Raw genomic sequence first — 15,205 nt, forward strand, 5'->3', positions numbered from 1 at the left:
GGACGATCCCGTCCGGCGCCCCTTCGGGGTGTTCGCGCACCGTCAGCGGGCGCCCGCCGCACGGTCGGCCGCCTGGGCCTTGAGCGCGCGCTCGACGCCCGCCCGCGCCTCGACGACCTGGCGCCGCAGCGCCGGCGCCGGCTCGGCCGAGGCCAGCCACGCGTCGGTCGTGTCCAGCGTCTCCTGCGTCACCTGCAGGGCCGGGTACAGCCCGACGATGATCTGCTGCGAGATCTCGTGGCTGCGGGTCTCCCAGACGCCCTTCACCGCCGCGAAGTACTTCGCCGCGTACGGCGCGAGCAGCTCGCGCTGGTCGGACTGCTGGAAGCCGGCGATGACCGCTTCCTGCACATAGTTCGTCAGCTTGTCGGACTCCACCACCGACGCCCAGGCCTCCGCCTTGGCCTCGGCGGTCGGCCGGGCGGCGCGGCAGGTGGCCGCGTGCTCCTGGCCGGCCGCGGTGTTGTCCCGCTCCAGCTCGGCGGCGATGAGGGCCTCGTCGGCCCGGCCGGTGGCGGCGAGCCGGGTGAGCAGGGTCCAGCGCAGCTCGGTGTCCACCGCGAGGCCCTTGATCTCCACCGAGCCGTCCAGCAGCCCGGCGAGCAGGCCCAGCTGACCGTCCGTACGGGCGACCGCGGCGAGGGCGCGGGCCCAGGCCAGCTGGTGGTCGCTGCCGGGCTCGGCGGCGCGCAGGTGCTCCTCCGCGGCGGCGGCCCAGCGGTCGAGGCCCTCCTCGCGCCACGCCGGGTCGACGTAGGCGTCGAGGGCGAGCTTGACCTGGCGGTGCACGGACTGCACCACGCCGATGTCGCTCTCACGCCCGATGCCGGACAGCGCCAGCGACAGGTAGTCGCGGGCGGCCAGCTCGCCGTCGCGGGTCATGTCCCAGGCGGAGGCCCAGCACAGCGCGCGCGGCAGCGAGTCGGTGAAGCCGCCGAGGTACTCGGTGACGACGGCCATCGAGTCCTCGTCCAGCCGGATCTTGGCGTACGAGAGGTCGTCGTCGTTCAGCAGCACGACGGCCGGGCGGTGCCGGCCGACCAGCTCGGGCACCTCGGTGCGCGGGCCGTCGACGTCCAGCTCGATCCGGTCGGTGCGCACCAGCGCGTCGCCGTTCAGCTCGTACAGGCCGATCGCGATGCGGTGCGGCCGCAGCACGGCCTCGCCCTTGGCGCCGGCGGGCAGCGCGGGGGCCTCCTGGAGCACGGTGAAGGACTCGATCTCGCCGTCGGTGTTGACGGTGACGGCGGGCCGCAGCACGTTGATGCCGGCGGTCTCCAGCCAGGCCTTGGACCAGGCCTTGAGGTCGCGGCCGCTGGCCTCCTCCAGGGCGCCGAGCAGGTCGCTGAGCCGGGTGTTGCCCCAGGCGTGGCGCTTGAAGTAGGCCTGCACGCCCTGGAAGAAGGCGTCCTGGCCGACGTACGCCACCAGCTGCTTGAGCACCGAGGCGCCCTTGGCGTAGGTGATGCCGTCGAAGTTGACCTGGACGTCCTCCAGGTCGTTGATGTCCGCCATGATCGGGTGGGTGGACGGCAGCTGGTCCTGCCGGTACGCCCAGGTCTTCATCTGGTTGGCGAACGTGGTCCAGGAGTGCGGCCACTTGGAGCCGGGGGCCTCGGCCTGGCAGACGGCCTCGGCGAAGGTCGCGAAGGACTCGTTGAGCCAGAGGTCGTTCCACCACTCCATGGTGACGAGGTCGCCGAACCACATGTGGGCGAGCTCGTGCAGGATCGTCGCGGCACGGGCCTCGTACGCGGCGTCGGTGACCTTGGAGCGGAACACGTACTGGTCGCGCAGGGTGACGGCGCCCGCGTTCTCCATCGCGCCGGCGTTGAACTCCGGGACGAAGAGCTGGTCGTACTTGGCGAACGGGTACGGGAAGTCGAACTTCTCCTGGAAGTAGTCGAAGCCCTGCTTGGTGACCTCGAAGACGGCCTCCGGGTCCAGGAACTCGCGCAGCGAGGGCCGGCAGTAGACGCCCAGCGGCACCTTCTGCTCGCCGTTCTCGTAGGTGTCGAAGACCCCGACGTACGGGCCGGCGACGAGCGCGGTGATGTAGCTGGAGATCCGGCCGGTGGGCTCGAACGTCCAGACCTGGGTGTCTCCGTCGCCGACCGGCTCGGGGGTCGGCGAGTTGGAGACCACGACCCAGCCCTTCGGCGCGGTCACGGTGAACGCGAACGCGGCCTTCAGGTCGGGCTGTTCGAAGGTGGCGAAGACCCGGCGGGCGTCCGGCACCTCGAACTGGGTGTACAGGTAGGTCTCGCCGTCGACCGGGTCGACGAACCGGTGCAGGCCCTCACCGGTGTTGGTGTACGCGCAGTTCGCGACGACCCGCAGCTCGTTCTCGGCCGCCAGGCCCGGCAGCGGGATGCGGCTGTCGACGAAGCTCGCCGGGTCGAGCCGCACGCCGTTGAGGGTGATCTCCTCGACGCTCGGGGCGACGAGGTCGATGAAGGTCTCCGCGCCGGGGGTGGTGGCGGTGAACCGGACCACGGTGGTGGACCGGAAGGTACCGCCCTCGCGGGCCGAACCGAGGTCGAGCTCGATGTCGTACGCGTCCACGTGGAGGAGGTCGGCCCGGGTGCGGGCCTCCTCACGGGTCAGGTTTGTGCCGGGCACTCGCTGCACTCCTTTGTCAGACTGATGGTCCGAATCCTCGCACGTCCAACGGACGGGGCGGCCGAATAATCACGGGCGGGGCGGGCCCGGGCGATCAGCCCGTACCCGCCCCGCCCGTGCGGCTCGCGACGAGGGTCACGCCCCCGGCGTCGGCCCCGGTGTCACCCCGGGGTCACTTCTTCCACTTGGTCAGCGGACCGTCGCTGGCGCTGTAGCGGCGGAACGCGTAGACGGCGCCGTCGTCCGCGATCAGGTACTCGGAGCTGCTGCTGCCGATGCTCATGCTGGTCGGCATGGTCATGGTGCCGAGGTCGGTCATCGAGCCGTCGGTCGGCGAGAGCGTCACCAGCCGGGCGGGCTTGTTGTAGCCCTGGTCGACGATCGCGCGGACCTTGCCGTCCTTGTCGGTCCCGGCCACCAGGCGCATGTCGTTGCCGGCCGAGCCGGAGTTGGCCGACCAGAGCCGCTTGCCGGTGTTCAGGTCGTAGGCGTTGATGCCCGACTTGCTGCCGCTGACCTGGACGTACAGCGTGGTGCCGCTGACGACGTTGCGGGTGAGGGCCTCGTCCTGGCCGGAGAGCCGCAGGCTGTCCGAACCGGGCTCCTTGACGGACATCTGGTTGCCCGGCTTGTTGTCCTTGTCGAACGGCAGGATGTAGTCGCCCTGCGGGCCGTTGGACATCAGCAGCACCAGCGGCTTGTCCTGGACGACCGAGTCGACCTGCTCGATGCTGCCGGTGAGGGTGACCGGGGTGCTGGCCGGCTTGCCGGTCTCGGCGTTGACGATGACCAGCTGGGACTTCGGGCCGCTGGTGCCGTAGCAGCGGTCGCTGACCGCGATCTGGACGCCGGCCGCCTTGCCGCGCAGGATGCAGTCCTTGTCGCGCGGCTGGTACTGCCAGGCCGGCTGGCCGTTGGCGATGTTCAGGGCGCCGACCGTGTTGCCGCCGATGGCGACCACGTTCTCGGTGACGCTGAGGGTCGGCGAGGACATCCGGTCGGCCGAGACCTTGACGGTCCAGAGCAGCTTGCCCTGGGCCAGGTCGACGGCGCCGACGGTGGAGCAGTCGCTGTCACCGGTGTTGAAGGAGACGGCGGCGACGCCCTTGGAGTTGGCGCCGTACGAGGCGGTGCACATCTCCTTGCTGCCGGCCGGGACGGGGATGGTCCAGGCCTCCTTGCCGTCGGCCAGGTTGTAGCCCCTGATGCCCGAGCTGTCGACGCGTACGGCGAGCTTGTCGGTGCCCCAGGCGCCGAGCAGCTGGTTCGCGCTGTCCGCGTTGGCCGGTTTGGGGACGCTCCAGGCGACGGTGAAGGTGCCGCCCTTGGGACCGGGGCCGGGGGTGGGGCCGTTGCTGGTCCCGCCGTCGTCGGTGGTGCCGGTGCTGATCGGGCCGGGGGCCGGATCGGGCTCCGGGCCGGGGCCCTTGAGCAGGACGACCAGGGCGACCACGATCGAGATCGCCAGCACACCGCCGATGATCCCGCCCCACAGCATCACGGGGTTGCGCTGCTTGGGCGCGACGGGAGCGACGGGCGCGCCGGGGTAGCTGTACCCGGGCTGCTGCGCGTAGTTGTAGCCGCCGGCGTTGTAGGCCTGCCCGGCGTCCGGGGCGCCGTACGGAGCGCTGGGGACCGGGTCGTACGGGCCGACCGGTGCGCCGCCGGGCGGCGGCGGGGCCTGGGTGGGGAACCCGGTCGCGGTCGGCGCGTAGGCCGTGTACTCCGGGCTGCCGACGGGCGGCTGCGCAGGTGGCTGTGCGGGCGGTGCCGGCGGCTGGGCGGGCGGCGGGCCGGCGGGCGCGGCCGGGCCCGGGACGGCCGCGCCGTCGAGCTGCGTCATCTGGTCCGCGACGGCGGCCGGATCCACACCGCCGCCTGGCGGGCGCCCGAACGAGACGCCCCGGTTGTCCTGCGGACCGCTGCCGGGCGTTTCGCCCGCCCCCGGCGTAGGGTGATCCCCTGCCATCTGATTCCCCGTCATGTATGGAAGCGTCCCCCTGCCGGTGCCGTCCACGGCTCCGATGGGACGGGTGAGAATTGGGCACCATGGTAGTGGTGTGTGGTTTTCGGCCGCGGCCAGGACCGCTGGTCCCCCTCCCTGCGGGCCCGGGCCGTGCAACACCTCCACCTCCCGATCACTGCGCCCCCACACCGGGCGCCCGGCGGCCCACGCGCCGTGGTCCGCGCCGGTCGGCCGCCGTCCGCGCCCCCGGGTGCGCCCGTCCGCCCCGGCCGGGATCCCCGCCCGGGCGCCCGGGCCGTACCCTTCAGGAGTTGAAGGGGACGCCCGGCGGAGGGGTCCCCGCCCTGGGAGGGTGGATCATGTCGACGGACACACCGGGCTCGCAGTCGTCGCTGCACCGGGCGAACCTGGAACGGGTGCTCCGCGCGGTGCGGATGGCCGGCTCGCTGACCCAGGCCGAGATCGCCCGCGGCACCGGACTGTCCGCGGCCACCGTGTCCAACATCGTGCGGGAGTTGAAGGAGAGCGGCACCGTCGTGGTCGCCGACACCTCCTCCGGCGGCCGCCGCGCCCGCAGCGTCTCGCTCAGCGGGGACGCCGGCATCGTCGTCGGCATCGACTTCGGCCACACCCACCTGCGCGTCGCGGTGGGCAACCTGGCCCACCGGGTGCTGGCCGAGGAGAGCGCCCCGATCGACGTCGACGTCTCCGCCCAGCAGGGCTTCGACCGCGCCGAGGCGATGGTCGAGCGGCTGCTGGCGCAGGCCGGGTTCCGCCCCGACAAGGTGATCGGCGTCGGCCTCGGCGTGCCCGGCCCGATCGACGTCGAGACCGGCGCGCTCGGTTCCACCGCGATCCTCCCCGGCTGGACGGGCATCGCCCCGGGCCGGGAGCTGGGCGAGCGGCTCGGCATGCCGGTGCACGTGGACAACGACGCCAACCTGGGCGCGCTCGGCGAGCTGGTCTGGGGCGCCGGCCGCGGGCTGAGCGACCTCGCCTACATCAAGGTCGCCAGCGGCGTCGGCGCCGGGCTGGTGGTCAACGGCCAGATCTACCGCGGGCCGGGCGGCACCGCCGGTGAGATCGGGCACATCACCCTGGACGAGGCCGGGCCGGTCTGCCGCTGCGGCAACCGCGGCTGCCTGGAGACCTTCGTCGGCTCCCGCTACCTGCTCTCGCTGCTGGTCTCCACCCTCGGCCCGGACCTCAGCCTGCCCCGGGTGGTCGAGCTGGCGCAGCAGGGCGACCTCGGCTGCCGCCGGGTGATCGCCGACGCGGGCCGGCAGATCGGCACCGGGGTCGCCACCCTGTGCAACCTGCTCAACCCCCGCCGGGTGATCCTCGGCGGCGACCTCGCCGAGGCCGGTGAGCTGGTGCTCGCGCCGATCCGGGACTCGGTGGCCCGCTACGCGATCCCGAGCGCCGCCCGTCAGCTCTCGGTCGTCCCCGGCACCCTCGGCGGCCGGGCCGAGGTGCTCGGCGCGCTGGCCCTGGTGATGAGCGAGATGGGGGAGTCCGGCGCGCTGGGCCGCGCGTGACGCCTTCGGGCGGCAGCGGCGTCGTCCGGGTCGGCCCCGAACGGTCAACTCCACATGATTGACTTCGAATAGCCGATCCCGGACAGTCGACTCCGAATGGTCGGCCCTGACCGCATAAGCATGCCCGAACGCCCGTGCGTCAACCTGGCGTGACCCGCCTACCCCGCCCGACCTCCCGGAACGGCGGCAACCGAACAGTGGAACCGGGCGCGCCGCCCGGTGTCCGGCAGGCGGACATTAGACTCGACCGGTCGCCACCGGCCGGGACCGTCGGCCTGCCGCCGGGCCGGGCAGCGACGTCCGTCGGACCGTCCGTGGTCCGCGAAGACTGAACGAGGAGGAACGGGTGGCCCTGCTGACCCGCATTCGGGGACCGCGCGATCTCGACCGGCTCACGCCCGGACAGCTGGCCGCACTGGCCCAGGAGATCCGGACCTTCCTGGTGACCGAGGTCTCCAAGACGGGCGGCCACCTCGGCCCCAACCTCGGCGTGGTGGAGCTGACCATCGCGCTGCACCGGGTCTTCGACTCGCCGCGCGACCGGATCCTCTTCGACACCGGTCACCAGAGCTACGTCCACAAGCTGCTCACCGGCCGCCAGGACTTCTCCCGCCTGAAGATGAGCGGCGGCCTGTCCGGCTACCCCTCGCGCGCCGAGTCCGAGCACGACGTGATCGAGAACTCGCACGCCTCCACCGTCCTCTCGTACGCCGACGGCCTGGCCAAGGCCAACAAGATCCAGGGCAAGGCGGACCCGGTCGTCGCCGTCATCGGTGACGGCGCGCTCACCGGCGGCATGGCCTGGGAGGCGCTCAACAACATCGCCGATGCCAAGGACCTGCCGGTCGTCATCGTCGTCAACGACAACGAGCGCTCGTACTCGCCGACCATCGGCGGCCTGGCCAACCACCTCGCCACCCTGCGCACCACCCAGGGCTACGAGCGCTTCCTGTCCTGGGGCAAGGACGCGCTCCAGCGCACCCCGGTGGTCGGCCAGCAGCTGTTCGAGACGCTGCACGGCGCCAAGAAGGGCCTCAAGGACTTCATCGCCCCGCAGGGCATGTTCGAGGACCTCGGCCTCAAGTACATCGGCCCGATCGACGGCCACGACCTGACCGCCCTGGAGTCCGCGCTGACCAAGGCGCGCGGTTTCGGCGGCCCGGTGATCGTGCACTGCCTCACCGAGAAGGGCCGTGGCTACCACGCCGCCGAGAACAACGACGAGGACCGCTTCCACGCGGTCGGCGTGATCCACCCGGAGACCGGCCTGCCGATCAAGAGCGCGGGCAAGGACTGGACGTCCGTCTTCGGCGAGGAGATGGTCGCGCTCGGCCACGAGCGCGAGGACATCGTCGGCATCACGGCGGCCATGCTCCACCCGGTGGGCCTCGCTCCCTTCGCCAAGGCCTTCCCGGACCGCACCTTCGACGTCGGCATCGCCGAGCAGCACGCCGTCACCGCGGCCGCCGGCATGGCCACCAACGGGCTGCACCCGGTGTTCGCGGTCTACGCGACCTTCCTCAACCGGGCCTTCGACCAGGTTCTGATGGACGTCGCCCTGCACAAGCTGGGCGTCACCTTCGTTCTGGACCGGGCCGGTGTCACCGGGACGGACGGCGCCTCGCACAACGGCATGTGGGACATGTCGATCCTCCAGGTCATCCCGGGTCTGCGGCTCGCCGCCCCGCGCGACGCCGACCAGGTCCGGGCCCAGCTCCGTGAGGCCGTCGAGGTCAAGGACGCCCCGACCGTGGTCCGCTACTCCAAGGGCACGGTCGGCCCGGCCGTCGCCGCGGTCGGCCGGATCGGCGGCATGGACGTGCTGCGCGCCGCCGAGGAGCCCTCCGGCGCCCACCGCGCCGACGTGCTGATCGTCTCGGTCGGCGCGATGGCCCCCACCAGCCTGGAGGTCGCCGACCTGCTGGCCGCCCAGGGCATCACCGCCACCGTGGTGGACCCGCGCTGGGTCAAGCCGGTGGACCGGGCCCTGCCGGGCCTGGCCGCCGAGCACCGGGTGGTCGTCACGATCGAGGACAACGGCCGGGTGGGCGGTGTCGGCGCGGCCGTGGCGCAGGCGCTGCGGGACGCGGACGTGGACCTGCCGGTGCGCGACTTCGGCATCCCGCAGGAGTTCCTGGACCACGCCAGCCGGGCCGAGATCCTGGCCGAGATCGGCCTGAACGCCCAGGACATCGCACGGAAGGTGACCGCGCTGGTCGCCAAACTGGACGCGGCGCCGGTCAGGGCCTGACGAAAAGGCCTCACGAAGGGGCCGACGTCTCGTTCGTGTCGGACCGGCCACCCGTTCCGCAGGCGACTGTTCGTCGTAACTTCGTAACAGTTCGTCACGAAACAAGCTGACAATCGCACTGAAAGGCGGGACCGGCGCCACCGGCGCCGATCCCGCCCGGTAGGTTGTCCACCGTGCCGACCCCCACCCGCCTCCGCCTCACCGGACTGGCCCAGCGCCTGCCCGAGCGTGTCCGCACCGTTGTGCGAACTGGGCCCCTCCTGCCCGAGGGCGGGCAAGGAGGGCGGTACTGGACCAGGCTGGTGCCGGTGCTCGCGCTGGTCGCGCTGCTCACCCACATCCCCTCCTTCGCCCGGCCCGTCTGGAGCCCGGACGAGGGCTTCCTGGCCACCCAGGCCCGGATGCTGGCGGACGGCGGGGTGCTGTACGACACCGTCGTGGACCGCAAGCCGCCGCTGCTGCCCTGGCTCTACCAGGCCTGCTTCGCGGTCTTCGGCTCCGCCTCGCTCTGGCCGCTGCGCACCCTGGCGGTGGTGGCCCACCTGGTCACGGCGATCCTGCTGGCCTCGATCGCCCGCGGCCGCTGGGGCAACCGGGCCGGGGCCGGGGCCGGACTGCTCTACCTGCTGGTCTCCATCGGGCTCTCCCCGGAGGACACCCAGGCGGCGACCTTCGAGGTCTTCATGCTGCCCGCCATGGTGGCCGCCTTCCGGTACGCCGAACGTCGCCGCTGGCTGGCCGCGGGCATCGCGGTCGCCCTGTGCTCACTGACCAAGCAGACCGGCGGCGCGGTGCTGTTGCCGGTGCTCTGGATGCTGTTCCAGGACGCCCGCCGGCGCGGGGTGCGCTGGCCGCCCGCACTGTTCAAGATCGGGTTCGGCTTCATCCTGCCGATAGCGCTGGTCGCGGTGATCCTCACCAAGCCCAAGGGCTTCCTCTTCTGGGTGGTCACCGGCAGCGGCGACTACGCCTCCTTCGGCGGTGCCTGGCTCCAGATGCTCGGCCGGGCGCTCGGCAACTCGGCCATCCTGGGCGTGGCCGGCCTGGGCTTCCTGCTCCCGGTCGGGCGCCGGCTCTGGCTCAAGTACCGCCACCGCCCGCTGCCGGTGGCCGGCGAGGAGCACGGCTCGACCACCGACCTGTGGGTCTGGCTGCTCTCGTCGGTCGTCGCGGTCAGCGTGGGCTTCCACTTCTTCGGCCACTACTACCTCCAGCTGATGCCGCCGCTGGTGCTGCTGGGCACCGGGGCGGTCGCCACCTCGGCGATCCGCTGGAAGCCCGTCCTGGTGTACACCACGGCCGCCGCCACGGTGTTCTGGGGCCTGGCGCTGGCCTGGCCGGGGGAGCGGCTCAACCGCACCACCGAGGTCGCCACCGCCGTCGCCGCCCAGACCACCCCCAAGGACACCGTGCTGGTCTGGGGCATGCACCCCGAGCTGTACTGGCTTGCCGACCGCAAGCCCGCCACCCGCTACCTGACCGCCGGCTTCCTCACCAACTACAGCGGCGGCAAGGACGGCAACCAGAACGTCGGCGAGCAGTTCAGCGTCGCCAACGCCTGGCAGACCTTCGACAAGGAGCTGGCCAACGGCCTGCCCGAGGTCGTGGTCGACGACTCCGGCATCGCCCCGTACCAGCCCGTCATGGTCCCCCGGATCGAGAACCTGCTGGACACCCACTACGAGATGGTCGGCGTCTTCGCCGACACCGTGGTCTACCGCCTCAAGCACTGAGACGTCCACTGAGGCGTCCGTACACGGCTACAGGCCTGATGACGTCCGTACACACGAAAGGAGCCCCGGTGACCGCTCGGTCACCGGGGCTCCTTTCGTGTACGGGCTCCGCCTTACGCGGGCACCGAGGCCACGCCGGGGGCGAGGAAGGTCTTGCCGTTCACCCGCTCCGAGACGCCCTCACGGTCCAGGTACGGGGTGATCCCGCCCAGGTGGAAGGGCCAGCCGGCACCGGTGATCATGCAGAGATCGATGTCCTGCGCCTCGGCGACGACACCCTCCTCCAGCATCAGGCCGATCTCCTGGGCCACGGCCTCCAGGGCGCGGGCGCGGACCTGCTCCCCGGTGAGCACCGAGTCGCCGAAGGTCAGCAGCTCCAGCACCTCGGGGTCGAGGACCTGCTGCCCGTCCGTCCAGGTGTAGAAGCCGCGCTTGCCGGCCTTGACCACCTTGGCGAGGTTCTCGGAGACGGTGAACCGCTCCGGGAAGGCGCCGTGCAGGGTCTCCGAGACGTGCAGGGCGATGGCCGGGCCGACCAGCTCCAGCAGCACGATCGGGGACATCGGCAGACCGAGCGGCTCGACGGCCTTCTCGACGTCGGCGATCGGGGTGCCCTCGTCGATGATGTCCTGGATCTCGCCCATGAAGCGGGTCAGGATCCGGTTCACCACGAACGCCGGGGCGTCCTTGACCAGCACCGAGGTCTTCTTCAGCTTCTTCGACACGGCGAAGGCGGTGGCCAGCGAGGCGTCGTCGGTCTGCTCGCCGCGGACGATCTCCAGCAGCGGCAGGATCGCGACCGGGTTGAAGAAGTGGAAGCCGACGACCCGCTCGGGGTGCTTCAGCTTCGAGGCCATCTCGGTGACCGACAGCGAGGAGGTGTTGGTCGCCAGCACGCAGGTCGGCGAGACCACGTTCTCCAGGTCCGCGAAGACGGCCTGCTTGACGCCCATCTCCTCGAACACGGCCTCGATGACGAAGTCCGCGTCGCCGAAGGCGGCGGCCTTGTCCAGCGAGCCGGAGACCAGGCCCTTGAGGCGGTTGGACTTGTCCTTGCCGATGCGGCCCTTGGCGAGCAGCTTGTCGATCTCGGCGTGGACGTAGCCGACGCCCTTGTCGACGCGCTCCTGGTCGATGTCGGTGAGGACCACCGGCACCTCCAGACGGCGGGCGAACAGCAGCGCCAGCTGCGAGGCCATCAGACCGGCGCCGACGACGCCCACCTTGGTGACCGGGCGGGCCAGCGACTTGTCCGGCGCACCGACGGGGCGCTTGGCCCGGCGCTGCACCAGGTTGAAGGCGTAGATGCCGCTGCGCAGCTCACCGCTCATGATGAGGTCGGCCAGGGCCGCGTCCTCGGCGTCGAAGCCGGCCTGCAGGCTCGCCTTGTCCGCGAGGTCGAAGTCCTTGGCGGCGGCGATGATGTCCAGCGCCTTGTAGGCGGCCGGAGCGGCGCCGTGCACCTTGCCGTCGGCGACCAGGCGGCCCCAGGCGACGGCGTCGTCCCAGGCCTTGCCGCGGTCGATCGCCTCGCGCTCGACGACGACGTCGCCCTTGAGGACCTTGGCGGCCCACAGCAGCGACTGCTCCAGGAAGTCGGCCGGCTCGAAGATCGCGTCGGCGATCCCCAGCTCGAACACGTCCTTGCCCTTGAGCTGCTTGTTCTGGTTCATCGAGTTCTCGATGACGACCTTGACGGCCTTACCGGCACCGATCAGGTTCGGCAGGATGGTGCAGCCGCCCCAGCCGGGGACGAGGCCGAGGAAGACCTCGGGCAGCGAGAAGGCCGGGACGCCCGCCGACACCGTGCGGTAGTCGCAGTGCAGGCCGACCTCGACGCCGCCGCCCATCGCCGCGCCGTTGTAGAAGGCGAAGGTGGGGACGGGCAGCGCGGCGATCCGCTTGAAGACGTCGTGGCCGCCCTTGCCGATGGCCAGCGCGTCCGCGCGCTCCTGGAGCAGCTCGACGCCCTTGAGGTCGGCGCCGACCGCGAAGATGAACGGCTTGCCGGTGATCGCGGCGCCGACGATGGTGCCCTCGGCGGCCTCGGCCTCGACCTGGTCCAGCGCCTCGTTCAGCTTGAGCAGCGAGCCCGGGCCGAAGGTGGTCGGCTTGGTGTGGTCGAAGCCGTTGTCCAGGGTGATCAGGGCCAGCTTGCCGGCCTGCAGCGGCAGGTCGAGGTGGCGGACGTGCGCGGTCGTGACGACCTCGCCGGGGAAGAGCTCGGCGCCGCGGGTCAGCAGCTCAGTGGTGCTCGTCATGGTCACTTACCACCCTCGAAGTGCGGGTTCTCCCAGATGATGGTGCCGCCCATGCCGAAGCCGATGCACATCGTGGTGAGGCCGTAGCGGACGTCCGGGCGCTGCTCGAAGCGGCGGGCCAGCTGGTTCATCAGGCGCACGCCGGAGGAGGCCAGCGGGTGGCCGAAGGCGATCGCACCGCCGTACGGGTTGACCCGCTCGTCGTCGTCCGCGATGCCGTAGTGGTCGAGGAAGGACAGCACCTGGACGGCGAAGGCCTCGTTGATCTCGAAGGCCTGGATGTCATCGATGGTCAGACCGGCCTTGGCCAGCGCCTTCTCGGTGGCCGGCACCGGGCCGATGCCCATGACCTCGGGCTCGACGCCCGCGAAGGCGTACGAGACCAGGCGCATCTTGACCGGGAGGCCGAGCTCCTCGGCGACGTCCTCGGCGGCCAGCAGCGAGGCGGTGGCACCGTCGTTCAGACCGGCCGAGTTGCCCGCGGTGATGTTGCCGTGCGGACGGAACGGGGTCTTGAGGCCCGCCAGGCTCTCCATCGTGGTGCCCGGGCGCAGCGGCTCGTCCACGGTGGCCAGGCCCCAGCCGGTCTCGCCGACCTCGGGGTTGGTGTTGCGGATCGAGATCGGCACCAGGTCGGGCTGGATGTCGCCGTTGGCGTACGCCTTGGCGGCCTTCTCCTGGGAGCGCACGGCGTAGGCGTCGCAGCGCTCCTTGGTCAGGTGCGGGAAGCGGTCGTGCAGGTTCTCCGCGGTCATGCCCATGAACAGGGCGGACTCGTCGACCAGCTTCTCCGAGACGAACCGCGGGTTCGGGTCGACGCCCTCACCCATCGGGTGGCGGCCCATGTGCTCGACGCCGCCGGCCACGACCACGTCGTACGCGCCGAAGGCGATGCCGCCGGCGGTGGTGGTCACGGCGGTCAGCGCGCCGGCGCACATGCGGTCGATCGCGTAGCCGGGGACGGACTTCGGCAGGCCGGACAGCAGGGCGGCGGTGCGCCCGATGGTCAGACCCTGGTCGCCGATCTGCGTGGTGGCCGCGACGGCGACCTCGTCGATGCGCTCGACGGGCAGGTTCGGGTTACGGCGCACGAGCTCCCGGATGCACTTGACGACCAGGTCGTCGGCGCGCGTCTCGTGGTAGATGCCCTTCGGGCCGGCCTTGCCGAACGGGGTGCGGACGCCATCAACGAAGACGACGTCCCTCGCGGTACGAGGCACGGGGGCTCTCCTCCCAGGGACCAACATTTCGAGTGGGCAGGCTGCCGCCGTCGAAGGCCCGAGCGGCGCCGCATCACGGCCATGCTACCCGCCGGTAACCAACCTGCCCAGGCCCCTCGGAGGGATCTGACCATGTGTCCCCCGACACGTTCCCCGGCCCGTCCGACCAGGAACGCCGCTCCCGGGTACGACGAAGGGGATGTCGCCCGTACGGACGACATCCCCTTCCCTGCGGTGCCTGATCGGCCGGGCCGTGATCAGCCCGCGGCCGCGGCCGCGACGAACGCGGCGGACACCGCCGCCGCCACCAGGTCCACCTGCCACTTCCGGGCGCCGAGCCCGCGCAGTGCGGCGGCCACGCTCTCGGGACCCGGGTCGGAGGGCGGCTGCCAGGAGACCCGCCGGACCAGGTCCGGCGTGATCAGGTTCTCGGCCGGCAGGTGGTACCGCTCGGCCAGCTCGCCGACCGCGCTGCGCGCGCCGGCGAGCCGGGCGGCGGCCACCGGGTCCTTCTCGGCCCAGGCCCGCGGCGGCGGCGGTCCGTCGTGCGGCGCGGTGGCCGGCGGCAGCAGGTTCTCCGGGATCTCCCGGCCGCGCTGCACGGCCGCCAGCCACTGCTCCAGCTGGCGCCGGTGCACCCGGGGGCCGAAGCCCTGGACGGCCTGCAGGGAGACGATGTTCAGCGGCATGGCCAGTGCGGCGTTGACGATCGCGGCGTCCGACAGCACCCGGCCGGGGGAGACGTCGCGGTCCTGGGCCATCCGGTCGCGGGCCAGCCAGAGCTCGCGCACCACGGCCAGCTGACGGCGGCGGCGGATCTTGTGCAGCTGCGAGGTGCGGCGCCACGGATCGGTGCGCGGGGCCGGGCGGGGCGCGGCGGCGATCGAGGCGAACTCCTCCATCGCCCAGCCGAGCTTGCCCTGGGCGTCCAGCTCCTGTTCGAGTGCGTTGCGCAGCTCGACCAGCACCTCGACGTCCAGAGCGGCGTAGCGCAGCCACGGCTCGGGCAGCGGGCGGGTGGACCAGTCGACCGCGGAGTGCTCCTTGGCCAGGCTCAGCCCGAGCACGTTCTCGGTCATCGGCCCGAGGCCCACACGGGCGAAGCCGGCGATCCGCCCGGCCAGCTCCGTGTCGAACAGCTGCCGGGGTCTCATGCCGACCTCGGACAGACAGGGCAGATCCTGGGAGGCCGCGTGGACCACCCATTCGGCGTCCTCGACGGCCCTGCCGAGCGCGCTGAGGTCCGGGCAGGCGATCGGGTCGATCAGGGCGGAGCCGGAACCCGCACGGCGCAGCTGAATGAGGTAGGCGCGCTGCCCGTAGCGGTAGCCGGAGGCCCGTTCGGCGTCGACGGCCACCGGTCCGGTGCCCGCGGCGAAGGCGGCGACGGTGGCGGCCAGCGCCCGGTCGTCCGCCACCACGGGCGGGATCCCCTCCTTCGGTTCGAGGAGCGGGACCGGGGCTGCTTCTTCTGGCATGGCTGCTACGGCGTCGGTCACCCCCCAAGGGTACGACGGTCCTCGCGACCGGGAGTGTTGTCGGACTGGTCAGACTGATGATCGCCCGCCGGTCTCCGGGGACCGGTGAACGCGTCACGGGCCCCTGGGACAGCGC

At 71.9% G+C, this 15,205-nt stretch carries 8 protein-coding genes; 3 read left to right on the forward strand and 5 right to left on the reverse strand.

The features are described 5' to 3' along the window. Nucleotides 1-42: 42 nt before the first annotated feature. Nucleotides 43-2,622, reverse strand: coding sequence for an aminopeptidase N (gene pepN, locus ACFU7Y_RS23885; protein WP_380769591.1), 2,580 nt, complete (start codon nucleotides 2,620-2,622; stop codon nucleotides 43-45). A gap of 172 nt (nucleotides 2,623-2,794) precedes the next feature. Continuing rightward, on the reverse strand, nucleotides 2,795-4,465 hold the full coding sequence (locus ACFU7Y_RS23890) for a PQQ-binding-like beta-propeller repeat protein (RefSeq protein WP_380769592.1): 1,671 nt from the start codon (nucleotides 4,463-4,465) through the stop codon (nucleotides 2,795-2,797). Between the two features lie 482 nt (nucleotides 4,466-4,947). Between ACFU7Y_RS23890 and ACFU7Y_RS23895 the strand changes: the two genes are divergently transcribed. The 3 genes from ACFU7Y_RS23895 (at nucleotide 4,948) to ACFU7Y_RS23905 (ending at nucleotide 10,110) form a co-directional block, all read left to right on the forward strand. Further along, nucleotides 4,948-6,126, forward strand: coding sequence for an ROK family transcriptional regulator (locus ACFU7Y_RS23895; protein WP_224282840.1), 1,179 nt, complete (start codon nucleotides 4,948-4,950; stop codon nucleotides 6,124-6,126). A 346-nt stretch (nucleotides 6,127-6,472) separates the two neighbouring features. Continuing rightward, nucleotides 6,473-8,377 carry a 1-deoxy-D-xylulose-5-phosphate synthase gene (gene dxs, locus ACFU7Y_RS23900; protein ID WP_224282839.1) on the forward strand — a complete coding sequence of 635 codons (1,905 nt, stop codon included), beginning with the start codon at nucleotides 6,473-6,475 and terminating at the stop codon, nucleotides 8,375-8,377. 173 nt (nucleotides 8,378-8,550) lie between these two features. Next, on the forward strand, nucleotides 8,551-10,110 hold the full coding sequence (locus ACFU7Y_RS23905) for an ArnT family glycosyltransferase (RefSeq protein ID WP_380769593.1): 1,560 nt from the start codon (nucleotides 8,551-8,553) through the stop codon (nucleotides 10,108-10,110). 113 nt (nucleotides 10,111-10,223) lie between these two features. Here ACFU7Y_RS23905 and ACFU7Y_RS23910 read toward each other — a convergent pair whose 3' ends face one another. The 3 genes from ACFU7Y_RS23910 to ACFU7Y_RS23920 form a co-directional block, all read right to left on the reverse strand. After that, the gene (locus tag ACFU7Y_RS23910; RefSeq protein WP_380769594.1) at nucleotides 10,224-12,371 is read right to left on the reverse strand and encodes a 3-hydroxyacyl-CoA dehydrogenase NAD-binding domain-containing protein; all 2,148 of its coding nucleotides are present in this window, start codon (nucleotides 12,369-12,371) and stop codon (nucleotides 10,224-10,226) included. A 2-nt stretch (nucleotides 12,372-12,373) separates the two neighbouring features. Beyond that, nucleotides 12,374-13,591 carry an acetyl-CoA C-acyltransferase gene (locus tag ACFU7Y_RS23915; RefSeq protein ID WP_224282836.1) on the reverse strand — a complete coding sequence of 406 codons (1,218 nt, stop codon included), beginning with the start codon at nucleotides 13,589-13,591 and terminating at the stop codon, nucleotides 12,374-12,376. Between the two features lie 257 nt (nucleotides 13,592-13,848). After that, nucleotides 13,849-15,069 (reverse strand): HRDC domain-containing protein, encoded by a 1,221-nt coding sequence (locus ACFU7Y_RS23920; RefSeq protein ID WP_380769595.1) that lies wholly within the window; start codon nucleotides 15,067-15,069, stop codon nucleotides 13,849-13,851. Nucleotides 15,070-15,205 lie beyond the last annotated feature (136 nt).

It is taken from the genome of Kitasatospora sp. NPDC057542 (assembly GCF_042801945.1).
Lineage (GTDB): Bacteria > Actinomycetota > Actinomycetes > Streptomycetales > Streptomycetaceae > Kitasatospora.

Bases quoted from the DNA above. Each gene is read 5' to 3' on its own strand.
- ACFU7Y_RS23910 (WP_380769594.1), bottom strand. From the start codon at position 12,371: ATGACGAGCACCACTGAGCTGCTGACCCGCGGCGCCGAGCTCTTCCCC.
- ACFU7Y_RS23895 (WP_224282840.1), top strand. From the start codon at position 4,948: ATGTCGACGGACACACCGGGCTCGCAGTCGTCGCTGCACCGGGCGAAC.
- ACFU7Y_RS23890 (WP_380769592.1), bottom strand. From the start codon at position 4,465: ATGACGCAGCTCGACGGCGCGGCCGTCCCGGGCCCGGCCGCGCCCGCC.
- ACFU7Y_RS23920 (WP_380769595.1), bottom strand. From the start codon at position 15,069: ATGCCAGAAGAAGCAGCCCCGGTCCCGCTCCTCGAACCGAAGGAGGGG.